16 protein-coding genes are annotated in these 22,289 nt (G+C 72.2%); 6 read left to right on the plus strand and 10 right to left on the minus strand.

All coding sequences use genetic code 11. The annotated features are described in order from the left end of the window. Nucleotides 1-163: 163 nt before the first annotated feature. The gene (locus tag BMX65_RS29145; RefSeq protein WP_075003353.1) at nucleotides 164-1,069 is read right to left on the minus strand and encodes a helix-turn-helix transcriptional regulator; all 906 of its coding nucleotides are present in this window, start codon (nucleotides 1,067-1,069) and stop codon (nucleotides 164-166) included. 158 nt (nucleotides 1,070-1,227) lie between these two features. Between BMX65_RS29145 and BMX65_RS29150 the strand changes: the two genes are divergently transcribed. The 3 genes from BMX65_RS29150 (at nucleotide 1,228) to BMX65_RS29160 (ending at nucleotide 2,574) form a co-directional block, all read left to right on the plus strand. Beyond that, nucleotides 1,228-2,010: an SDR family oxidoreductase gene (locus tag BMX65_RS29150; protein WP_075003354.1), complete on the plus strand. Its 783-nt coding sequence runs from the start codon at nucleotides 1,228-1,230 to the stop codon at nucleotides 2,008-2,010. 103 nt (nucleotides 2,011-2,113) lie between these two features. Next, complete coding sequence (locus BMX65_RS33200) at nucleotides 2,114-2,305, plus strand: short-chain dehydrogenase/reductase (RefSeq protein WP_075003355.1); 192 nt, start codon at nucleotides 2,114-2,116, stop codon at nucleotides 2,303-2,305. Nucleotides 2,306-2,334: 29 nt separating this feature from the next. Beyond that, entirely contained in the window at nucleotides 2,335-2,574 is a 240-nt protein-coding gene (locus BMX65_RS29160) for a tautomerase family protein (protein ID WP_075003356.1), read from the plus strand. Nucleotides 2,575-2,688: 114 nt separating this feature from the next. On the opposite strand, the gene BMX65_RS29165 is transcribed toward BMX65_RS29160, so the two are convergent. Then, a complete protein-coding gene (locus BMX65_RS29165; RefSeq protein WP_075003357.1) occupies nucleotides 2,689-3,972 on the minus strand; it encodes a CobW family GTP-binding protein in 1,284 nt (427 codons plus the stop codon). 213 nt (nucleotides 3,973-4,185) lie between these two features. On the opposite strand from BMX65_RS29165, the gene BMX65_RS29170 reads away from it, so the two are divergent. Continuing rightward, nucleotides 4,186-5,169, plus strand: a complete 984-nt coding sequence (locus tag BMX65_RS29170; RefSeq protein WP_075003358.1) for a ferredoxin family protein — start codon at nucleotides 4,186-4,188, stop codon at nucleotides 5,167-5,169. 163 nt (nucleotides 5,170-5,332) lie between these two features. After that, a complete protein-coding gene (locus BMX65_RS29175) occupies nucleotides 5,333-7,054 on the plus strand; it encodes an ATP-binding protein (protein ID WP_420856809.1) in 1,722 nt (573 codons plus the stop codon). A 51-nt stretch (nucleotides 7,055-7,105) separates the two neighbouring features. Here the strand turns inward: BMX65_RS29175 and BMX65_RS29180 are convergent, their stop codons facing one another. The 3 genes from BMX65_RS29180 to BMX65_RS29190 form a co-directional block, all read right to left on the minus strand. Further along, nucleotides 7,106-8,785, minus strand: coding sequence for a solute symporter family protein (locus BMX65_RS29180; protein WP_075003359.1), 1,680 nt, complete (start codon nucleotides 8,783-8,785; stop codon nucleotides 7,106-7,108). Next, complete coding sequence (locus BMX65_RS29185; RefSeq protein ID WP_239501935.1) at nucleotides 8,782-9,303, minus strand: DUF485 domain-containing protein; 522 nt, start codon at nucleotides 9,301-9,303, stop codon at nucleotides 8,782-8,784. The genes BMX65_RS29180 and BMX65_RS29185 overlap by 4 nt, the downstream gene beginning before the upstream one ends. A gap of 185 nt (nucleotides 9,304-9,488) precedes the next feature. Further along, nucleotides 9,489-11,612: a DNA gyrase/topoisomerase IV subunit B gene (locus BMX65_RS29190; RefSeq protein ID WP_075003360.1), complete on the minus strand. Its 2,124-nt coding sequence runs from the start codon at nucleotides 11,610-11,612 to the stop codon at nucleotides 9,489-9,491. Between the two features lie 520 nt (nucleotides 11,613-12,132). Here BMX65_RS29190 and BMX65_RS29195 point away from each other — a divergent pair. Then, entirely contained in the window at nucleotides 12,133-12,363 is a 231-nt protein-coding gene (locus tag BMX65_RS29195; protein ID WP_075003361.1) for a DUF7455 domain-containing protein, read from the plus strand. Between the two features lie 415 nt (nucleotides 12,364-12,778). Here BMX65_RS29195 and BMX65_RS29200 read toward each other — a convergent pair whose 3' ends face one another. The 5 genes from BMX65_RS29200 to BMX65_RS29220 all read right to left on the minus strand — a co-directional run bounded on the left by BMX65_RS29200 (nucleotide 12,779) and on the right by BMX65_RS29220 (nucleotide 22,218). Continuing rightward, entirely contained in the window at nucleotides 12,779-13,693 is a 915-nt protein-coding gene (locus BMX65_RS29200; RefSeq protein WP_177214376.1) for a S1 family peptidase, read from the minus strand. A gap of 487 nt (nucleotides 13,694-14,180) precedes the next feature. Continuing rightward, nucleotides 14,181-15,791 carry an RNA polymerase sigma factor gene (locus tag BMX65_RS29205; protein WP_075003362.1) on the minus strand — a complete coding sequence of 537 codons (1,611 nt, stop codon included), beginning with the start codon at nucleotides 15,789-15,791 and terminating at the stop codon, nucleotides 14,181-14,183. 1,465 nt (nucleotides 15,792-17,256) lie between these two features. After that, the gene (locus BMX65_RS29210) at nucleotides 17,257-18,285 is read right to left on the minus strand and encodes a FadR/GntR family transcriptional regulator (RefSeq protein ID WP_239501966.1); all 1,029 of its coding nucleotides are present in this window, start codon (nucleotides 18,283-18,285) and stop codon (nucleotides 17,257-17,259) included. 274 nt (nucleotides 18,286-18,559) lie between these two features. Continuing rightward, nucleotides 18,560-21,301: an ATP-binding cassette domain-containing protein gene (locus BMX65_RS29215; protein WP_075003363.1), complete on the minus strand. Its 2,742-nt coding sequence runs from the start codon at nucleotides 21,299-21,301 to the stop codon at nucleotides 18,560-18,562. A gap of 158 nt (nucleotides 21,302-21,459) precedes the next feature. Beyond that, the gene (locus BMX65_RS29220; protein ID WP_075003364.1) at nucleotides 21,460-22,218 is read right to left on the minus strand and encodes an NUDIX hydrolase; all 759 of its coding nucleotides are present in this window, start codon (nucleotides 22,216-22,218) and stop codon (nucleotides 21,460-21,462) included. Nucleotides 22,219-22,289: the final 71 nt, after the last annotated feature.

Here is a 22,289-nt window from a genome sequence, read left to right on the forward strand (position 1 = left end):
CGCTCTTCCACGGCCGCGTCGCGCCTTCGCAGGCCCGTCCGCCGATCCGTCCTGCACCGTCCGTCCGCCGATCCGTCCTGCACCATCCGTCCTCCGGCGTCCGCCGTCCTCGTTCCGCGCCACGCGCCGGTCCGGGAGGGCGACCCTCACGCTGCGGCTCGGGTCAGCGCTGCGACCCGGATTCCGCCGTGGACAACCTCTGCACTGCCCTGCCCTCCGTGGCACTCAGCTCCTGGGTTCGCACGACGGACAGCAGTTCCAGCCGCTCGGCTCCCGGGCTTCCGGGCGGAGCGCTGAACCACAGCAGGCGTTGGCGTCCGTCCTCGCTGAGGAGGTTGTAACAGTCGAGTTCGATGACGCCGAGCACGGGGTGGACGATCCTCTTGTGGTCCATGCGGCGCACCGCGACGTCGTGGGTGTCCCAGAGGGCCGCGAACTCCTGGCTGCGGCGGCGCAGCACGGCGACCATCTTCGTGACCTCCGGGTCCCGGCCCCGCCGGGCGGCCGCTGCCTGGAGGTCGGCCACGAACACCCGGGAGTGCTGCGGGTGGTCCTCGGGCGGGTAGATGTCGCGCGCCTGCGGGTCGGTGAACCAGCGGTACACGAAGCTCGCCGACGGACCGCGGTGTGCCGGGGAACTGCCGAGCAGGGTCGAGGCCAGGTCGTTCTCCACCAAGGTTTCGTGCAGGTCGGTGATGACGCGCGCGGGAGTGTCGGACAGCCGGTCCAGGAGTCCGAGGAGCGCGGGCTGCACGTGTGCCGATGGTCCGGGTACGGACGGCGGGACCGGCCGTTCGGCCAGGTGGAACAGGTGGGCGCGCTCGTCGCCGTTCAGGCACAGGGTCCGGGCGAGGGCGGCCAGGGTCTGGGCCGAGGGCTGCGCCCCGTTCTTCGTGCTGCCGCGTTCCAGTTCGGTGTAGTAGTCGGCTGACAGTCCCGCCAACTGGGCGACTTCCTCGCGGCGCAGCCCGGGGACGCGCCGCCGCGGGCCCTGGGGGAGACCGACCTCGGCGGGACGGATGCGGTCGCGGCGTGTCCTGAGGAAGGCGCCGAGTTCTGGAAGGTTCACCCCTCCATGGTCGCTCGCCCGCGGGAGCGCAGCCAGGGGATGGCATCCCCTGGGTAACCGCAGCCCTGGCAAGGGCTGGGCGACCGGCCGATCGTGGAGAACCCGGCAGGGCAGCGGCGAAGCCGCGGCCCCACCCCCATCCACCACAGGAGTCAGCCATGCCTGCCCCCACCGCCCTCGGCGGGACCGCTGCCTCGGCGCAGCCCTCCGCCTCGTCCCGTGTCGCGCTCGTCACCGGCGGCTCGCGCGGCATCGGCCGCCGGACCGTCGGCCGGCTGGCCGCCGACGGATACGCCGTCGTGGTCGGCTACGCCGGCAACCGGGACGAGGCCGAGGCAGCCGTGCAGGAGGCCGTCACCAGTGGTGGCCGGGCGACGGCGATACGCGCCGACGTCGCCGACGAACATGCGGTCGCGGCCCTGTTCGACACGGCCGAAGCAGAGTTCGGCGGGGTCGACGTCGTCGTGCACGCGGCCGGGCGGATGCACCTGGCACCGATCGCCGAGCTGGACCTGGCCGACCTGGACGGCCTGCACCGCACCAACATCCGCGGCACGTTCGTCGTCGTGCAGCAGGCCGCCCGCCGGGTGCGCCCCGGCGGTGCGATCGTGACGTTCTCCACGTCCGTGCTGGGGCTCGCCTTCCCCCGCTACGGCGCGTACGCCGCCGGCAAGGGCGCGGTCGAGGCGCTGACGCTGATCCTGGCCCGGGAGCTGCGGGGCCGGGACATCACCGCCAACGCCGTCGCGCCCGGCCCCACGGCCACCGACCTGTTCCTGGACGGGAAGGACGAGGAGACCGTCGCCCGCCTGGCAGCCCAGCCTCCGCTGGAGCGCCTCGGTACCCCGGCCGACATCGCCGAGGTCGTGGCGTTCCTGGCCGCACCGGCCGGCCACTGGATCAACGGACAGGTCGTCCGCGCCAACGGCGGGATCGTCTGAACCGTCCGCGGCCACTCCACCGACTGACGAAAGGCCCTCCGGCGTCACCGGCCCCTGCTGGAAATCCGGGCAGGCGTCTGGCCGCGCTCGTCCTCGGACGCCGATGTGGCCGAGGCCGCTGAAGCCGTCGCGCGCCTGGTCGCGATGGAGCAAAGGCACCCGCCCCCTGCGCACCCGCACAGACCCCAGCCGGGACGGCAGCGAAATCGTCTCCGCGGTCGCCGACCGCGTCCGCGCCGACTTCTTCCGCCGTATCGGACTGGACAGCCTGCTCACCGCAGGCCGCTCCCTGTAACGCCCCGCTGAGAAGAGGAACGACCAGCCATGCCTTTCGCGAACTTCAAGGTCCCCGAGAAGACCCTCACCCCGAAGCAGAAGGAGGAGATCGTCACCCGCACCACCGAGCTGTACGTCGAGCTCTACGGCGAGCGCGCCCGCAACAACACCATGGTGCTGGTCGAAGAGGTCGCCGACGGCGGCTGGGGCATCTCCGGCACCGTGCTGACCCTCGCCCTGCTCGGCGAGGCGGCACCGACCGACACCAGCGACACCAGCGACGCCTGACCGCACCGACCGGCCGTCATTCGGCCATGGCAGCACCTTGGGACCGAGGACCGCCGGGTCGAGCCGCTTGTCCATGCTCAGGCAGTGTGCGGCTGGTGTCTGCCGGGACACCGGCTACCCGGCGAACTCCTGGACGGCGCCGGGCTCGTCGTACGGGCCGGACCCGTCCTCGCCGTACGGGCCGTACGAGTCGGGCTCGGGGTACGAGTAGGGCTCGGGGTACGGGGGCTCGTCGCCTCCGTACCCGCCGTCGTCCTCCGGGGCGCGGTCGACGAAGCGGAGCACTCCCCACAGGGCCTGTTCGTCCGGGGCTTCGGGACCGGCGGTGCAGGCGTGGAGACCGCGGAGCAGCGCCGCACCGTCCACACCGGAGCCGATCAGCACCAGTTCCGTCCCGCGGTGCCCGGACCGTGGCCTGGGCTCGGGTGCGAACCGGAGGAAGCCGCCCACCGCGTGCACCTCGTAGCGGTGCTCGGGGTCCGCCGCGCCGAAATCCACATAGCCCTTGATCCGGTACAGACCCGCGGGCCTGGTGTCCAGGAACTCCAGGAAGCGGCGCGGATCCAGCGCCCGGTCCGCGGCGAACTCCACCGACTCGTAGAGGTCGTGCAGATGGTCGTGGTGGCTGTCGCCGCCCTCGCACGGGCGCCCCGCAGCGGGAGGTCCGTGTCCGGCATCGGAGGGCCCCGCACCGGAGTACCCGTCGTCGTCATCGGTGCCGTACAGCAGCGAGTCGAACGAGAGCTGTTCGACAGGCGGCCGCGCACGCCGCACCCGGTCGAACAGCAGCGCCGGATCGACGCGGCCGAAGGACGCGGGCACGACGGGTGTACCGGGACTGAGGCGGCGCAACTGCGTGTGGAGAGCCTCCCGGTGGTCGTCGGTGACCCGGTCGGCCTTGTTGAGGACGAGCAGGTCCGCCGCGCCGGCGTGGCGCTCCAGTTCGGGATGACGGACCCGGACCGACTCGAACTCGGCCGCGTCGACGACCTCCACGAGACCGCCGTAGACGATGTGCGGGCTCGAGCTGGCCAGCACCATCCGGATCAGCGTCTCCGGTTCGGCCACCCCGCTGGCCTCGATCACGATGACGTCCATCCCGGCGGCGGGCCGCGCGAGCACGTCGAGGACCTCGTCCATGTCGCTGGTGTCCACCGCGCAGCACAGGCAGCCGTCTCCCAGGGAGACCATCGCGTCCACCTGGCCGGAGACCGCCATGGCGTCGATCTCGATGCTTCCGAAATCGTTCACGATCGCGCCGATGCGGGTGCCCCTGGCGGTGCGCAGCAGATGGTTGAGGAGCGTGGTCTTCCCGGAGCCGAGGAATCCGGCCAGCACCACGACCGGGATCCGGCCGCCCACCGCGCCCCGCCGCGCTCCGCTTTCCGTGACGCCCACGCCTGACGAACCTCCTGCCTCCTGCCGCTCCGGCGGCTTCGCGGATCCCCTCCCGCGGCCGCGGAACGCGAGCCGATCGTATCGAAGCGGACTCGGTCGCGCTCTGCGCAGGGCACCCCCGGCCGTCCGGAGCACAGGCCCGAGCGCACGGAGAGACGAGCGCACGGGAACGCGTCCGCGCACGGTACGGCGCCCCAGGTTAGGCTCGCCTGCGTGAGCACGTGTGCGACCGCCTCCCGGGACCTGGCCGAGCCTCTCGCGGGCACGGCGGCGACAGCCCGCACCTGGTTGCTGATCGAGCAGCCGGGCCCCTGGGGAAGGAAGGCGCTGACCCAGAGCCGGCTGGACCCGGACCTCGGGCAGGCGCTCGACGCGGCGGCGAGCGCGCACGGCGGCCGGGTCGCCCTGATCCGCCGTCCCGGACGGCACGCCGAGAGCGCCACCACCGCGCAGCACCGGGTGTTCCTCGCCCGCACGGACCCCGGCGACTCGTGGATCCGTACGACGACGCTCCGGGGCGACGGCTTGGCGGCGCTGCGCGAACTGGACTTCGCGGCGCTGGACACCGCTCCCCCGGGTGCGCGGTCCGCGCCGCGGAACACCGCACTTCCGGGCCCCGGCTGGGAGCCGTACGAGGGCGATCCCCTGGCCCTGGTGTGCACGAACGGCAGGCGCGACCGCTGCTGCGCCCTGCTCGGCAGGCCGCTGGCGGCCGAACTGGTGGCGTCCGGCGGGGCGGACGTCTGGGAGATCACCCATATCGGCGGCCACCGGTTCGCACCGACCCTGCTGGTGCTGCCCTACGGCTACGCGTACGGGCGGCTCACCGCGACGGCGGTGAAGGGCGTGGTGGACGCTGTCCGGGACGGTCTCGTGCTGACGGACGGCTGCCGCGGCCGGTCGGCCTGGGACCGTCCGGGACAGACGGCGGACCTGGCGGTACGTGCGCGCACCGGCGAAGCGGCCGCGCACGCGCTGACCGTGTCCGCGGTACGCCAGGAGCCCGCGCGGCACGGCTGCGAGGAGCAGCGCTGGCAGGTGACCGTCACACACATCGACGGGCGCCGCTGGAACGTGGCGCTGCGCGAGCGCGCCGAGGGCCCTCCCCTTCCGGCGAGCTGCGGCGCCGCACCGGCTGCACCGGTGCGCATGGACGTGGTCCGGTTCGAGGAACTGCCGGCCCCACGCACCACGTGAGGGGCCGGCGGCGACGGCAGAGGCGGACCGGACCGGGACCGTGCCGGTCCGGCCGATCCGGTGCGGCCGTCGGCACGGGTCGGTACCGTCCGGGACGTCCTCCGTCCGGGGGGCCTGCCGCCCGTCCCCGCCCGCCATGAGGTTGCCCGTGACCACCACCGGCATGTCTCCGCCCCGCAGCGACTCCGTCCCGGAACCGCCCGGCCCCCGTCCTCCGGGACGTCCGCGCCCGCTGCGCACCCCCGGCCGGCCCCGGCGGGTCTCGTCCCAGGTGCTGCTCATGCAGTTGGCGGTCGTCACGGGCGTGACGGCCGTGGCGACCGGGCTGTTCCTGGCGCCGTTCAGCGACCAGCTCGACGACCAGGCGTCGCGCCGCGCCCTGGCCATCGCCCAGGCGACCGCGGCGGAGCCGGGGCTGGACGACCTGCTGACCGGCGGCGCGGGCCCGCAGCCGAAGGGCCCGGTCCAGCGCCTCGCCGAGCGCGTCCGCCGGGCCACCGGTGCCAGCTACATCGTCGTACTGGACACCCGGGGTATCCGCTGGTCGCACCCGGAGCCGGACCGCATCGGCCACCGTGTCTCCACCGACCCCGGCCCCGCGCTGGCCGGCCGGGAGGTGCACCACATCGACGAGGGCACGCTGGGCAGATCGGCCCGGGGCAAGGTGCCGCTGCGGAACGCGGCGGGGAAGGTCGTCGGAGCCGTCTCGGTCGGCATCGCCTACGACAGCGTGCGCGACCGCTTCGTCCGCGCCCTGCCCGGTCTGCTCGCCTACGCGGGCGGCGCGCTGGGGGTGGGCGCGCTCGCCGCGCTGCTCGTCTTCCGCAGGCTGCAGAAACGCACCCACGACGTGGCGTTCTCCGACATCACGGCCCTGCTGGCCGAGCGGGAAGCCGTCCTGCACGGCATCCGCGAGGGTGTGGTCGCGCTGGACGCGGCCGGGCGACTGCGGCTGGTCAACGACGAGGCGCAGCGGCTGCTCGACCTGGGCCGGCAGCACCTGGGGATGTCCCCGCACCAAGCCCTGGGCCCCGGTAGGACGGCCGACGTGCTGGCCGGTGAGATTCCGGGGCCGGATCTGCTGACCGTCAGCGGTGGCCGGGTGCTGGTCGCCAACCGGATGCCGACCGACGACGGCGGTGCCGTCGCCACCCTGCGCGACCGGACCGAACTGGAACTCCTCGGCCGGGAACTGGACGGCTCGCAGGGTCTGATCGACGCCCTGCGCGCTCAGGACCACGAGCACGCCAACCGGATGCACATCCTGCTCGGACTGCTGCAACTGGGCCTGGTCGAGGACGCGGTGGACTGTCTGAGCGATGCCGTCGGTGTGCACCGGGCGACGGCCGAGGAGATCTCCGAGCACCTCCGCGACCCGATGCTCGCCGCCCTGCTCGTCGGCAAGGCCACGGTGGCCGCCGAGCGCCGCCTCTCCCTGCGCATCGCGCCCGGCACGCTGCTGCCCGACCGGCTGGTGGACCCTCCGGAGCTGGCCACGGTCCTGGGCAACCTGGTCGACAACGCCCTGGACGCGGCCGCCGGCTCGCCCGGCGGCCGCGTGACGGTGGGGCTCACCCCTGACGAGGGGCCACGCCGGACGGGGCTCACGCTGCGGGTGGCCGACAGCGGCCCCGGTGTCCCCGCCGAGCACCGGGAGGCCGTCTTCGCCGAGGGCTGGTCCACCAAGGAGCCGCCCGCGCACGGCCGCCGGGGGCTCGGGCTCGCGCTCGTCCGGCGGCTCGCCGAACGGCACGGCGGCAGTGCGCGGGTGGGCGAGAGCCCCGACGGCGGTGCCGAGTTCACCGTCGACCTGCCGGAGGCCCTGCATCCGCGGGCGACCGCGGCCGACCGTGGACCGCGCCGGGGCGAGCCGCCCGCCGGATGAGGCAGCCGCGCCCGGCGCGACGCCCTCGACCGGGCGGCGTCAGGAGGGGGATCACACCGCGCCCGCTCCCGTGAGGGAACGCACCTCGGACTCGGCATACCGTGCCGGGTCCGCGTCGCCGCGGGAGAGCAGGGTGCCCAGCCAGCCGGCGAGGAAGCCCAGCGGGATGGAGACGAGGCCGGGGTTCTCCAACGGGAAACAGGCGAAGTCCCGGCCGGGGAACAGGGCCTGCGGGCTGCCCGAGACGACCGGTGAGAACACCACCAGGACAACCGCGGGCAGCAGCCCGCCGTAGACCGACCAGACGGCACCGCGTGTGGTGAACCGCCGCCAGAAGAGGGCGTACAGCAGGACCGGCAGATTGGCCGAGGCCGCGACGGCGAAGGCGAGCCCCACCAGGAACGCCACGTTCAGCTCCTGCGCGAGCAGGCTCAGCCCGATGGCGACGGCCCCGACGGCCACGGCGGCGACGCGGGCGACGGAGACCTCGTCCGTCCGGTTGCCGTCGCCACGCTGCCGCTTCCGGCCGCCGCCACGCTGCCGCGGGAAGGGCGGGGAACCGGCGGGGTCACCCCGCCCGGCGGCGGTACCGGGCCGGGCGAACGACGCGTACAGGTCGTGTGCCGCGGCGGCCGAGGCGGCCAGGGTGATCCCCGCGACCACGGCCAGGATCGTGGCGAACGCGACGGCGGCGACCAGGGCCGTCAGGGCGGCTCCCCCGGTGGAGTCAGCGCCGCCGCCCAGCTCGGCGGAGAGCAGTGGGACGGCCGTGTTCCCCGCTGGGCTCGACCGGCGCACGGCGTCCGGGCCCACCAGCGCGGCCGCGCCGGTGCCGAGCACGATGGTCATCAGGTAGAAGCTCCCGATGAGGCCGATCGCCCACACCACCGACCGGCGGGCCGCCCGCGCGGTCGGCACGGTGTAGAAGCGGGCCAGGATGTGCGGAAGCCCGGCCGTGCCCAGCACGAGCGCCAGGCCGAGGCTGACGAAGTCGAGCCGGGAGGCCCACCCGGCTCCGCCGTAGCGCAGACCGGGGGCGAGGAAGTCCGCGCCGTGGCCGCTGCGTCCGGCAGCACTGGTCAGCAGTTGGGCCAGGTCGCCGCCGAAGCGCAGCAGCACCAGGATGCTGAGCGTGAGCGCACCGCCCATCAGCAGCACCGCCTTGACGATCTGGATCCAGGTCGTCGCCCGCATCCCGCCGCAGATGACGTAGAAGACCATGAGCGCGCCCACACCCAGCACCGTCCAGGTGTGCGCGGCCGCCCCGTGGCTGCCCAGCAGGAGCGCCACCAGGCTGCCCGCGCCCACCATCTGCGCCACCAGGTACAGCACCGAGACCACCACCGAGGAGCACCCCAGCGCGATCCGCACGGGCCGTTCGCGCATCCGTACCGCGACCACGTCGGCGAGGGTGTAGCGCCCGCAGTTGCGCACCAGTTCGGCGACAAGCAGCAGCACGAGCAGCCACGCCACCAGGAAGCCGACGGAGTACAGCATCCCGTCGTAGCCGTAGAGCGCGATCAGTCCGGCTATGCCGAGGAAGGAGGCGGCGGACATGTAGTCACCGGCGAGGGCGAAACCATTCTCCAGAGGGGTGAAGAGGCGACTCCCGGCGTAGAACTCCTCTGCCGAGCCGCGCCGTCTGCTGCCGGCCCAGCTCGTGATGGCCAGGGTGGCGGCCACGACGGCGCTGAACAGCAGCAGCGTCAGGGTCTGATGATGGCCGCTCACCTCGCGGCCTCCCCGGCCGTTCCGGAAGCGGCCCCGCCGGGCCCGGCCGCCGCGACCGCGCTGCGGGCCATGTCCTGGGTCTCCCAGCGCAGTTCGAGCGCGAGCCGGTCCCTGCGCAGTCGGGCGTGGCGCGTGTAGAGCCAGGTCAGCAGGAATGTGGTGGCGAACTGCGCGAGACCGGCGACCATTCCCACGTTCAGCACCCCGGCCACGGATCTCGCCATCAGACCGGGTGCGCAGACCGCGAGCACCACATAGCCGAGATACCACAGCAGGAACGCCGCGCTGACGGGCAGCGCGAAGCGCCGGTAGCGGCGGCGTACCTGCTGGAAGGCGGCACTGCGCTGGACGGTGGGATAGACGCCGTACGCGGCAGGCGGCGCCGGCTCCCGCCGCGGAGGAGGTGGACCGGCCTGCTGGAGCGGGGTACCGGGAGGAGTGCCGTGGACCTCGGCCCCGCCCGTGGCCAGGACGTCGTACCAGGGATCGTCGATGCGCATGCCCCAGAATGCGCGCATCCTGAAGATCACCTTCAGCGCAATCCCACCCCTTCACTCCTTCAGGTGAAACCTGGTTCTGGAGTGCAGGGGTGGGGCGCCGCAGGCCGGTGTGCCCTCGGTACCGGCCGATGTGCCGCCGGTGCCGGCGGGCGTGCTGCCGGTGCCGGCGGGCGTGCTGCCGGTGCCGGCCGGTGTGCTGCCGGTCAGACGTCGATGCGGGAGCGGTCCAGCGTGGAGGCGGAGGAGCTGATGAACTCCCGGCGCGGGGCCACTTCGCTGCCCATCAGCAAGGAGAACGCCTCCTCGGCCGCTTCCAGATCGCTGATGTTGATCCGCCGCAGCGTGCGGTGGCGCGGGTCCATGGTGGTCTCCGCGAGCTGGTCGGCGTCCATCTCGCCCAGGCCCTTGTAGCGCTGGATGGACTCCTTGTAGCGGACCTTCTTCCTCTCCAGCTCCAGCAGCGTCTGGCGCAGCTCGTTGTCCGAATAGGTGTACAGGTACTTGTCCTGCCCCTTCTTCGGGTTGATCAGCTCGATGCGGTGCAGCGGCGGCACCGCGGAGAAGACCCTGCCCTCCTCGACCATCGGCCGCATGTAGCGCTGGAAGAGGGTCAGCAGCAGGCAGCGGATATGGGCGCCGTCCACGTCCGCGTCGGCCAGGAAGATGACCTTGCCGTACCGGGCCTGGTCGATGTCGAAGGTCCGTCCGGACCCGGCTCCTATCACCTGGATGATCGAGGAGCACTCGGCGTTCTTGAGCATGTCGGAGACCGACGACTTCTGCACGTTGAGGATCTTGCCGCGGATGGGCAGCAGCGCCTGGAACTCGGAGTTGCGGGCCACCTTGGCCGTCCCCAGCGCGGAGTCGCCCTCGACGATGAACACCTCGGTGCGGTCGATGTCGTCCGCGCGGCAGTCGGCCAGCTTGGCCGGCAGCGCGGAGGACTCCAGCGCGGTCTTCCTGCGCTGCGCCTCCTTGTGCTGCCGCGCGGCGACCCGGGTGCGGGCCGCGGCGGCGATCTTCTCCAGCACCGCCCGGGCCTGCGCCTTGGCGTCCCTCTTGGAGGAGGTCAGGAACGCCTTCAGCTCCTTGGCCACGACCTGGGTGACGATGCGCGAGGCGGCCGAGGTGCCCAGCACCTCCTTGGTCTGCCCCTCGAACTGGGGCTCCGCCAGCCGGACCGTCACCACGGCGGTCAGCCCCTCCAACGCGTCGTCCTTGACGACGTCGTCGTCGGCGACCTTCAGCAACCGGTGCGTACGCAGCGCCTCGTTGACCGTCTTGGTGACCGAACGCTCGAACCCGGAGACGTGGGTACCGCCCTTGGGGGTGGCGATGATGTTGACGAACGACTTGAGCGTCGTGTCGTACCCCGTCCCCCAGCGCAGCGCGATGTCGACGCCCAGCTCGCGCTGCACCTCGGTGGGGATCATGTGCCCGCGGTCGTCCAGCACCGGCACGGTCTCCTTGAAGGTGCCCTTGCCCTGCAGCCGCAGCCCGTCGCAGACCGCCCGGTCCGGCGCGAGGTACTCGCAGAACTCGCTGATACCGCCGTCGTAGTGGAACGTCTCCTCCGCGACGCCTTCGTCCTCCAGGCGGCGCTCGTCCCGCACGACGATCGTCAGTCCGGGTACCAGGAAGGCCGTCTGGCGGGCCCGCGCGTGCAGCGTCTCCAGTGACAGCTTGGCGTCCTTGAGGAAGATCTGCCGGTCCCCCCAGTAGCGCACCCGGGTCCCCGTACGGGTCTTGGGGACCTTCTTGCCCTTGAGCAGCCCGCTCGAGGGGTCGAACGGCGCGTCGGGCCCGGACTCGGTGAAGATGCCGGGCACACCGCGGCGGAAGCTGATGCTGTGGGTCCTGCCGTGGAGGTCGACCTCGACGTCCAGCCGGGAGGAGAGCGCGTTGACGACCGAGGCGCCCACGCCGTGCAGACCGCCGGAGGCCGCATAGGCACCGCCCCCGAACTTGCCGCCGGCATGCAGCTTGGTCATCACGACCTCGACCCCGGAGAGCCCGGTCTTGGGCTCCACATCCACCGGGATGCCGCGGCCGTTGTCGCCGACCTCGACCGAGCCGTCGTCGTGCAGGGTGACCTCGATGCGGTCGCAGTAGCCGCCCAGGGCTTCGTCGACCGAGTTGTCGATGATCTCCCAGAGGCAGTGCATCAGGCCGCGACTGTCCGTCGAGCCGATGTACATGCCGGGCCGCTTGCGGACGGCCTCGAGCCCCTCCAGAACGAGCAGATGCCGCGCTGTGTAATTGGAACCGCCCTCGCGGTCTGCCCCGGTCAGCAGTGCGGTGGACGGCACGGACATGTCGGCGGTCACGCGGTTCGCTCCTCGCTGAATTCTGCATGAGACGGCTGGGTTGCCGCGTCAGAGGGTACCGAGGCCCAAGAGGGCACGTGGCGTGCGACCCAGCGGACGGAACAGGAGAACTGCCATGCTATCCCACGTTCGATATCCTGTTCGATAAGAGCTCGGGTGCCGTACACATCACGTTCCCATCGAGGCATGAACCATTTAGGCTCCGGGCACGTCCTCCACAACGCCGGGTTGAACGGCTCGGAGTCGGAGGACGACACAACGCCACGAAACAGACCTGCCAGCGCCACTGGCAGAGCCGGCCACCACCCACCGTCACAGACCGAACGACAGACCGAACACATCGACGGACCACCGACGGAAAGCCCCCAACCCCTGCAATACGGCCCATTCGCCGCCACCCGGCAACAATCCGGCCTCCCGGCCAAAAAAGTTCGGGAATGAAGGCCAGTGCGGGAACGTTTTCGGCCTGGTTGGATGTTGACCCTGGTACGACAGCTCGTCGAGCTAGAGAAGAGGCGACGTGACTACAGTTCTGACCCCCGCGACTCCGCTGACGGCAGCCGACCGCTGTGACCGGTGCAACGCTCAGGCGTACCTGCGCGTTGTCCTCGTGAGCGGCGGAGAGCTGCTGTTCTGCGCCCACCATGGCCGCAAGTTCGAGCCGGAGCTCAAGAAGATCGCCGCGGAGATACAGGACGAGACGGAGAAGCTCACCGCGACTCCCGCGACCGCAGGCGAAGACGAACGCTGACCTGCTGAACCGACGCTTCGCGTCCACGTCCGAAACGACGCTTCGCGTCCACGTCCGGAACGACGCTTCGCGTCCACGTCCGACGAGCTTCCCCGGCGCAGGCCGGATCCGGCGGACGGTCCTCCCGACCTTCGGGAGGACCGTCCGCCCTCGTCATTCGCGGCCCCGGACCCGACGGGAGCACCCACAGCACCGCCGCGTGACGCCTGCCCCTCCTGCGTGACGCCTGCCCACGTCGCGTGAGCCCTGTCCACCCGCCTCCGGTCAACGACACAGCGTGCCGCTCTCGTCCGGACGGGTGACAAGGTCGGCGCCCGGCCGAGGTGCGCCACCGCTCGCGGGCCTCGCGCCCCGTCACCTCGCCCGCTCCGGCCCCCGGGCCCGGAGCCCCGCGGGAGCGCGCCTCGCGGCCCCTTCAGCTCCCGGCTGGGGCAGGGGCGCCGTCCTGGTCCCCGATGAAGGATCCGACCGCGGAGATCCGCGTATAGACGCCCGGACGTCCCGCCTGACCACAGCCGATCCCCCACGAGACGAGTCCCACGAGCTTGCCCCGGGCGACCAGCGGACCCCCGCTGTCCCCCTGGCAGGCGTCCTTGCCGCCCTGCTTCAACCCGGCACACATCATGGTCGCCGGGTCGTAGGTTCCGTCCAGGGAACCGGGATAGGCCCGTCGGCAGTCCGCATCCGGCAGGACGTTCACCCGTGCGGCGTGCAGGGTGGTCGCGTAATCCGCACGGCCGGTGGTGTCGCCCCAGCCGTAGACCGAGGCCGGTGTGCCGGCCCGGTAGCCGGGATCACCTTCCTGGGCCAACGGAAGGACGGACTCCCGCGGCACGGAGGACGCCAGGTGCAGCACCGCGATGTCGCCTCTGTTGGATGTCGGGTCGTAGTCCGGGTTGACCCTCGACGACTCGACTGCGATCTCCTTGCCCGCCGTGCTCGTCAGATCCCCGCGCCCGGTGATCACGCGCAGGTCGTCGACCTGGGAGGAGTCGGCCCCCAACACCTCACGGCTGAGGCAGTGCGCCGCCGTGACCGCCGTGCGCGGTCCGACCAGAGCGCCACCGCAGAACTGGCCGGAGCGCCGCGGCCCGAACCGGGCCCGGCTGGAGAGCGCCACCACCCACGGATGCGCCTCGGCACTCACCGGGGAGCCTCCGATGACGACCTTGCCGGGACTCGCGTCGTGGGCGGGGGACTGCGCGACGGACTGCGGAGCCACCGAAGCGAGCAGCACCGCTATGAGCGCTGCCCCCAGGACGAGGGGGCGACTTCCGGGACGCCCCCCGACGCGGCGGGCTCCTGTTCGCTTACAGCGCATCGATCGCATGAGACCGGCCTCCTGACCGTACGGAACTCTCTGGCTACCCAGGGTGTTCCGGGTGCACGCGACTCGCATCCCGGGAGACCCGGGACGAGCGCTGAACATTCATACAGGTGAGCGGACGCCGCGCCCGGCTCGACAGGCGCCGGACCGGCACTGCGGGGTCTTCACCGGCGTTGCAGGTTCTGCGCTGCCGGGCGCGCGCCGCCGGATCTGCGCCACCGGCGCGGCGGACACCGCCTGGCGGGACGGGGGGGGGGAGCTCACGGATGGAGCCCGGCAGCACTGAGGCCGGTGAACCCCTGATTCGGGTTCACCGGCCTCGTGTTCCGCCGTATCCGGTCCTACCGCCGCGACCGGATCTCCGTGCTTCTGTGATTCCGTGATTCCGTGCTTGCGGCAACGGGTGGTTCCCGCGATGCGGACCGCCCGTGGACGCCCCGGTCGGCGGCTGCGCCGTCGGTCCGCAGCCGTCCGCCGGTCCAGCAGTCCGTCAGTCCAGGTAGTCGCGCAGGACCTGGGACCTGGAGGGGTGTCGCAGCTTGGACATGGTCTTCGACTCGATCTGCCGGATACGCTCCCGCGTGACGCCGTAGACCTTGCCGATCTCGTCGAGCGTCTTGGGCTGGCCGTCGGTCAGACCGAAACGCATCGAGACGACGCCCGCCTCGCGCTCGCTGAGCGTGTCGAGCACAGAGTGCAGCTGCTCCTGCAGGAGCGTGAAGCTGACCGCGTCCGCCGGGACGACCGCCTCGGAGTCCTCGATCAGATCGCCGAACTCGCTGTCCCCGTCCTCGCCCAGCGGAGTGTGCAGCGAGATCGGCTCCCGGCCGTACTTCTGGACCTCGACGACCTTCTCGGGCGTCATGTCCAGCTCCTTGGCCAGCTCCTCCGGGGTGGGCTCGCGGCCCAGGTCCTGGAGCATCTGGCGCTGCACACGGGCGAGCTTGTTGATGACCTCGACCATGTGCACCGGGATCCGGATGGTGCGGGCCTGATCGGCCATGGCGCGGGTGATGGCCTGGCGGATCCACCACGTCGCGTACGTCGAGAACTTGTAGCCCTTGGTGTAGTCGAACTTCTCGACCGCACGGATCAGACCCAGGTTGCCCTCCTGGATCAGGTCCAGGAACAGCATCCCGCGGCCCGTGTAGCGCTTGGCCAGCGAGACCACCAGACGGAGGTTGGCCTCCAGCAGGTGGTTCTTGGCGCGGCGCCCGTCCTCGGCGATGATCTCCAGCTCCCGCTGGAGCTTGGGGGCCAGCTTCTCCTCGACGGCCAGCTTGTCCTCCGCGAAGAGACCGGCCTCGATCCGCTTGGCGAGTTCGACCTCCTGCTCCGCGTTGAGGAGCGGCACCTTGCCGATCTGCTTGAGGTAGTCCTTGACCGGGTCGGCCGTGGCGCCCGCGGCGGCGACCTGCTGGGCCGGCGCGTCGTCCTCGTCATCGTCGGAGATGACGAAGCCCTCGTTCTCGTTCTTGATCTCCGCGGCAGGACCGTCCTCAGGGCCCGGCTTGCCGGCGGGCTTGGGAGCGATGTCCTCCACCAGCTCCTCGTCGCCCTCCAGGAGTTCGTCGACGACGTCGGACTTCTTGGCCGCGGTCTTCTTGGGCGCGGCCGCCTTCTTGGCTGCGGTCTTCTTCGCCGCGGTCTTCTTGGCGGCAGCCTTCTTCGCAGGCTTCGGCGCGACGTCCTCCCCGGCGGCACCCTGTTCCGGGGCGGCAGCCGCGACAGGAGCCGAGGCAGCAGCCGGGGCAACCGGAGCCGCACTCGCCGGAGCGGCCTTCTTGGCCGGTGCGGGCTTGGCAGCGACCGTCTTGGTGGCGGTGCGCTTGGGCTGGGTCTTCGCTGCGACGCTCTTGCGGGTGCGCTTGGGCGCCTCGGCTGCACTCACCATCAGCGTCACACCCTCCTCGTCGAGGATCTGGTTGAGGCTGCGCAGAACGTTCTTCCACTGGGTTGGCGGAATCTGGTCAGCCTCGAAGGCCCGGCGCACGTCGTCGCCGGCGATCTGCCCCTCAGCCTTCCCTCGCTCGATGAGCGCCATCACGGACTCGGATTCGGCGATCTCCGCGGGGAGAGTACGGGATGTGCTGGCCGACACGAACAACCTCTCGGAACGATGGAAACGGCGGGCCGCCGGCGGAGATGAACCGACGGCGCGGGCGGAGCAGTGGAGAAATATCGGGCACGAACAAGAGCCCCGGACGGAGCGCCCGTATTCCCTCCTCCGCTGTCACCTCTTGAGTCATCGCAGGGGAACGGGAAGCGTTACGCCCAATTCACGTGGCCCGAGTCACACCGCATACACCTCATACGTGTGAACATCTGGATGAAAAGGTTACCCCGACGCACTGCCGTGTCCCGTACGGGACCGTGCGACTGCGCCCCCGGGCCCGGAACCGGGCCGCGGACGGGCAGCGGACGAGCTCGAACGGGCACTGACGGACAGGGAACGACTCCCCGAACGGGCCCGGACGGACAGGACCGCGCACACGGAGACCTCATGAATCCGACACGTGATCCACTCCAGATCTCCGCACGGGGGTGCGGACGTCCGGTCCGGCAGCGTCACCCGGCATCGGCCGTTCCGGCGCTCGGCGCCGCGCCCCGGAAGCGAGCCCGGACGGCACCTCCCGGCAGTACCGCCGGAGCACCGTCCCGCAGCGCGTCCCGCAGGCGTCCGAGGGGCCGATGGACGCGAGAGCAGCGCCCGCGCTCCACGGCCGGCCTTCTCGGGCAGGACACCTTGCCGGTTTCCGGTGGATCCGCGATCCGTGCTTCCGGCAGCCGGAGCCGTCCGACCGAGCCGTACCGGGTCGGCCGGAACGGACCGGAACGGAACGACGGGGTCTGGCGGGAGCAGCCTGGGACGGGCGGGACGCACTGCGGCCGCCGGTGCGTGCAGGCCCGTTGCGCATCCGCGAAGGGACTGGCGTCGTGCCGCGGCCCGTCGGCCTACGGCACGACGGGCTCCCTCGTGCACGCGCCCCGCCGGACCTCGGCACACGGTCGTGCGGACCGACGAGCGGCCGAGCCGGGCTGCGGACGGGAGCCGGTCGGGACGCCCCGAACGGATCGGCACGAAGCTCCGGCACCAGGTCCGGATCGGCACCCGGACGGACCTGCACGGAAGCCACCACCCCGACCCCGCGCGCAGTTGGCCGGGCCCGGCGTTCGGCACAACGGGATGTTCCTGGCAGGAACCGGGACCACTGCACGAACGAGGACGCCGTACGGCTCCGGAGCCGCAGGCCGCGACGAGCCGGAGCCGACGAGAGACACCGACGTGCCTGACCCGGGGGGACCGCGTCGGGGTCGCGGGGCCGATGGCACGGGGCCCAGGAAACGAGCTGCCCGCCGAGGGAGGTGCGACCCGGCCGGAGACGTGGGGACAGTGGACGGCGACCGGCGGTCTCGCCCGCGCGTCGGAGCAGCCCCGCCGACCGGGCAGACTGCTCCGGGCCGGGTGGCGTCGACGGGGTGAAGGGCGCACCACGGTGCGGAGCACCGGGCGGGCGCTTGGGGGCTCGACACCGGGTGGTCGGCCCCGAGCGCGCCCGCACCGGTCAGTGCTCGCGCGGGGCGGGCACCACATGGTCCGCCCCGCCGGGGGCACCGGCACCGCCAGGCTGACCCGGCTGCCCCGCCCCGGCGGGCACCCCATGGGTTCCCGGCTGTGCGGCCTGCGCCGGCTGCGCGGACTGGCCGGAAGCGGCTTGAGCGGGCGCACCCTGCGCGGGCTGCGCGGCGGCCACGGATTCGGCGTTCCCGCCCAGGACCTGGCGCATGGCGGACTCGGCGACAGCCGCTTCACCCGAGACGAGCGCGTCGACGACCCGGCGGTGGTGGGTGACGGTGTCCTCGGTCGGGTGGTCACAGCAGGCGGTCGGACCGCCCGACACCTGCAACGCGGAGGAGACGATGCCGGAGAGGTGCTCCAGCATCCGGTTGCCTGCCGCCTGCAGGATGAGCCCGTGGAACTCCGCGTCGGCGCGGGAGAAGGTGAGGGTGTCGCCCTGCGTGTGCGCGTGCCCCATGATCTCCACCATGTCGCCGAGGCGCTGATGGACGTCGTCGTGGCTCTCTCCGGCTGCGAGCCGGGCAGCGAGGGGCTCGATGGCCCAGCGCAGCTCGCACAGCTCGCGCCGCTGGCCCTCGCGCTGGGGGCCGAAGGCCCGCCACTCGATGATGTCGGGGTCGAGCAGGTTCCAGTCGCTGACGGGCCGGACCCGGGTGCCGACGTTGGGGCGCGCGCTCACCAGGCCCTTGGCCTCGAGGACGCGCAGCGATTCGCGCACGACCGTACGCGAGACCTCGAACCGCTGGCCGATCTCCTCGGGGACGAGCGGGCGGTCCGCGCCCAGGTCCCCCGAGACGATCATCTGGCCGAGCTGCTGGACGAGTTGGCCGTGCAGGCCCCTGCCTCGGCTACCGGACGCACGTCGGCCCACTCGGTTCATGTCTGCCTCGGAACCCTCCCACGCAGAGGCGTTGGTTGTCGTACGCGCCGTTCCCGTCGACTCGGCGTATGCGTAGCGGTCCAGCTCGCCCGGTCCTGCGAGGCCGGTGTCGACGGGGCGAGCCGCGGTCATCATGGAGTGCGCAAGGGTAGTCACGACCACTTGTGTCGGCCTAGGCCAGCGCGGTCTTGAGGGCTTTGGTGAAAAGCACACGAAAGGGTGATCGTTGACTGCCATGCAATTGACGCCTTATCGGAAAGAACGGACCACATCACTGGTGGTCAGAGCCATCCACGGGCCCTCGGTGCCGGATTGGCCCTCTTGACGAACGAACGCCTGCCGGATCGGCGCGCTTTCCGGCCCTGAGCGCCCCAACCCCGGCTCCGCGCACGGCCGTCGCCCCCCGGGGCTACCGCTGCCGCGGCCGACCGCGCAGGGAGGTGAGGGCGTACAGGCAGAACAGCACCGTGACGGACAACGCGAGGGCTCGACCGACCGGTTGCGCCACCACTCCCATGGCCACGGCACCCGACTGCTCAGCCGCCGACGGCCAGGGAAGGAGCATCGTCGAACGCAGCCGGTCCGAAAGCCCCTCGAACGACGCGCCCCCGGGACCGGCTGCGGCGCTCCAGACCAGCGGCGCCACCAGTGTCGGCACGGCCGCAACAGCAGCCACGCCCAGCACAGTCGACCGGAAGACCCCGGCAGCCAGCAGCCCCGCCCAGGCGCAACCGACGCAGAGTGCGAGCAGAGCCAGAGTCTGGACCCCCACCGAGGGGGCCTGCTCCCCGACCCCGGAGCCGCCCGGAACGGAGAGGCCGGCGAGGTCCGCGATGTCGAATGCGTGAGCGGGAAAAGCGGCGGCCAGTCTGTCCGGGCCGTAGAGCAGGCTCAGTGCCACCGCATTGCACAGTACGGTCGCCAGGCACAGAGCAACCGCCGTACCGGCCGTCACCCCGAGCTTGGCCACCAGCAGGCCGAGCCTGCGCGGCACCGGGACATGCGCCGGAACCAGCGCCGGGTAGCGGAACTCCTGGCCGAACGCCAACGCTCCCAGCAGTCCCGCGACGACGGCCGCCGGCGGCACCAGGAACGGCGACCCCGGAGGCCACCCCGTCAGCAGCTTCAGCCCGGGCGCGGTGCCCGTCGCGGGGACCGCCGGAATTCCGGCGGTCCCCGCCGTCACCACGGAGATGACCAGTCCCGACACCAGCGCCGCCAGGATCAGCACCCACGGCGTGCGTACGCCGAACAGCCGCATCAGTTCGTACCGGAGCGGCGCCACCGGACCCGGCCTGCGCACGACAGCCGACAGCGGGAGCACCCTCCCGCCGGCGGGGGCCGCATGCGCGGAGCCGGCCGATGCGGAGCGCCCCGAGGGGCCCGAGGGACCGTTTCCGGGGGAACGCAGTCCGGCCCCGGTCGCTGACGTCTTCCCGGCCTTCGGCCCCGCGGCGGTACCCGAGCCCCGGTCCGCACCGTCCGACGCCGAGAGCAGGCTCGCGGCCGTTCTCGGCCCCTGGTCCTGGACTGCTGCGGCAGGGTTCCGCTCCCCCGGCGCCGCGGGCTCGGCCCCTTGTGCGGGAGCGCGCGGCTCCGTCCGGGCTGACTCGTCGGCCGCCGGTACCTGCCGCTCCTCCGGGGCCGGGGCGGGTGCCGAGGTGGAGTCCGGGGAGGGGGCCGGTGCCTGGTCCGTGCCGGACTGCGCGGGACCTCCGCGGGAAGGCCCGGAACCCCGGTGTACCCGCCGGCTCCGCTCACCGGCGGTACCCGCGACGGCCTCCGCGTCGTCGTGTCCCGCCGGAACCAGAGCTCCTTCCTGGACCGCGGTGTCCTCGGCCGCCGGTGCCCGCTCCCCCGCGTTCCGTCCCGGCACGGCCGGACCGACTTCGGCGGCGTCTTCTCCCGCCTCCGCCTCCCGCCTCCCGGCGGACTGCGTTCCGGACCCGGCACCCGCGCGCGGACCGGCCGGCGACTCGCCTTCCGCGTCCGCCCCGTCCCTCCCCACCGCGGGACCGCCCGGCTTGTAGCTGCCGGGCGCGGGAACGGAGGCATGCCCCGCAGAACCGGCACCTTCCTCCTCGTCGTGCGCCGCGGCCTCTTCGGATTCCGCCCGACCCCCGTGATCCCCGCGGCAGGTCTCCGCGTCTGCCCCGTCCGCTGGCTTCTCCGCTCCCGTGGCTGCAGCCCCCGCACTTTCCGCTTCCGGCTGCGCAGCTCGTCCGTCCGCCCTGTGCAGTGGTCCTGGTCCGGAGCGGTCTCCCACGTCCCCGACCTCTTCGGCGAGCAGGTGCACGAGGATGCCGTGCCGGTAGGCGGACTCCCCCACGGCCGCGCAGTCGCTCCCGTAGACCGAAACCCGGCTGCCGCCCTCGCACACCACCTCCATCGCTCCGCGCCCGGCGCCCGCCCGCTCCCCACTGCGTGCCTCTTGGGACAGCACTGCGGCGAACCGCTCCGCGTGCGGTGTCCTGACCGCCACCCGGGGGCGGAGCCGGGTCCGTGAGAAGTCCGCCGCGGTCTGGTCCGCCACGAGTCGGCCCCGGTCCAGGGACACCACCCGATCCGCCGTCCGCGCGGTCTGTCTGGGGTCGCGGGAGGTGGCCAGCACCAGTCCGCCCTGCCGCACATATCCGCGCAGCAGCCCGGTCAGCCAGGTGGCTTCCCGTGGCGAAAGCCCCCGCGTCGGCTCGTCCAGTACGAGGGTGTGCGGGTCGCCCAGCAGCGCCGCCGCCATCCCGAGCCTGCGGTCCATACCGAGCGAGAAGTCGCCGAGCCGCTGATCGGCCAGCCCACTCAGTCCGACCAGGTCCAGTACTTCGTCAGCTCTGTCGAGCGGTACTCCGGCCACCGCGGTGAGCATCCGGAGCTGCCCCCGAGCGGTGCGGGCCGGGTGAGCGGGGACATCACCGAGCAGGACACCGATCTCCCGGGCAGGGTGCGGGATCCGCTGCACCGGCCGCCCGCGGAAGAGGCCCACGCCCCGTCCTGGAACGAGCTGGAGCAACAGCCGCAGCGCTTCGCTCTTGCCCGAACCGGCCGGGCCCAGCAGCACAGTGACCTCACCGGGGCGCGCCTCGAAGGTGAGGTCGTCGACTTGCGGCGGACGCTTGCGCCGGACCGTGCTGGTGAGTCCGATGGCCTGAATCATCGCTTCTCCCGCAGAACGCGTGGCAGACGCACCTCTGCACGATAACGCGACATTTCCTACTTTCCGGGTAGCCGCTCGGCGCACTCCCGACCGGAAGTACGGTCCGTACGGTCCGTACGGTCCGTACGGTCCGTACGGACCCGGCGTACCGTTCGGTCTCAGACTTCCGGTCGCAGCATCGGCGGGTTGAGCAGCGTCGCCCCTCCGGCGCGGAACAGCTGGGCCGGTCGCCCTCCTTGCCGGGTCGTCGTCCCACCGGTCGGCACCAGGAACCCCGGGGTGCCCGTCACCTTGCGATGGAAGTTCCGGGGGTCGAGCGCCACACCCCAGACGGCTTCGTAGACCCGTCGCAGCTCCCCCACCGTGAACTCGGCCGGACAGAAGGCGGTGGCGAGCGAGGAGTACTCGATCTTGGATCGGGCTCTCTCCACTCCGTCCCGCAGGATCTCGCCATGGTCGAACGCGAGCGGTACGTGCTGCTCCTCCGCTTCCCGGTCGGCCCCGTCCGCCGCTTCGAGAAGGGCGTCCGTCGCCGCCCACCGGGCACTGCGCGCGTCTCCGCCCGCGATGGGCGAGGGAAGGTCCGGCGCGAGGACGAGGTACGCGACACTGACCACCCGCATCCTCGGATCCCGCTGCGGCGCGCCGTAGGTGGCGAGCTGCTCGAGGTGTGCGCCCGCGTCCTGGTCCTCGAGCGCCTGCGAGCGCAGGCCCGTCTCCTCGGTGAGTTCCCGCCCCGCAGCCGACTCCAAGTCCTCGTCGTCCCGCACGAACCCACCCGGCAGCGCCCACCTGCCCTGGTACGGAGGCTCCCCGCGGCGCACGACAAGCGCGTACAACGCGTCCTTGCGGACGGTGAGCACCACAAGGTCGACGGTGACAGCAAAGGGCGGGAAGGCCGACGGGTCGTAGGGCATGGCGCGATCATAGTCGTCTCCTTGACGATAAACAGTCCGTTCCGAGGCAGCACCCGCACCTCCTTCGCCTT

Source organism: Streptomyces qinglanensis (assembly GCF_900111245.1).
GTDB lineage: Bacteria > Actinomycetota > Actinomycetes > Streptomycetales > Streptomycetaceae > Streptomyces > Streptomyces qinglanensis.

Bases quoted from the DNA above. Each gene is read 5' to 3' on its own strand.
- BMX65_RS29150 (WP_075003354.1), top strand. From the start codon at position 1,228: ATGCCTGCCCCCACCGCCCTCGGCGGGACCGCTGCCTCGGCGCAGCCC.
- BMX65_RS33200 (WP_075003355.1), top strand. From the start codon at position 2,114: ATGTGGCCGAGGCCGCTGAAGCCGTCGCGCGCCTGGTCGCGATGGAGC.
- BMX65_RS29160 (WP_075003356.1), top strand. From the start codon at position 2,335: ATGCCTTTCGCGAACTTCAAGGTCCCCGAGAAGACCCTCACCCCGAAG.
- BMX65_RS29175 (WP_420856809.1), top strand. From the start codon at position 5,333: ATGTCTCCGCCCCGCAGCGACTCCGTCCCGGAACCGCCCGGCCCCCGT.
- BMX65_RS29185 (WP_239501935.1), bottom strand. From the start codon at position 9,303: ATGCGCGCATTCTGGGGCATGCGCATCGACGATCCCTGGTACGACGTC.
- BMX65_RS29200 (WP_177214376.1), bottom strand. From the start codon at position 13,693: ATGCGATCGATGCGCTGTAAGCGAACAGGAGCCCGCCGCGTCGGGGGG.
- BMX65_RS29210 (WP_239501966.1), bottom strand. From the start codon at position 18,285: ATGATGACCGCGGCTCGCCCCGTCGACACCGGCCTCGCAGGACCGGGC.
- BMX65_RS29215 (WP_075003363.1), bottom strand. From the start codon at position 21,301: ATGATTCAGGCCATCGGACTCACCAGCACGGTCCGGCGCAAGCGTCCG.
- BMX65_RS29220 (WP_075003364.1), bottom strand. From the start codon at position 22,218: ATGCCCTACGACCCGTCGGCCTTCCCGCCCTTTGCTGTCACCGTCGAC.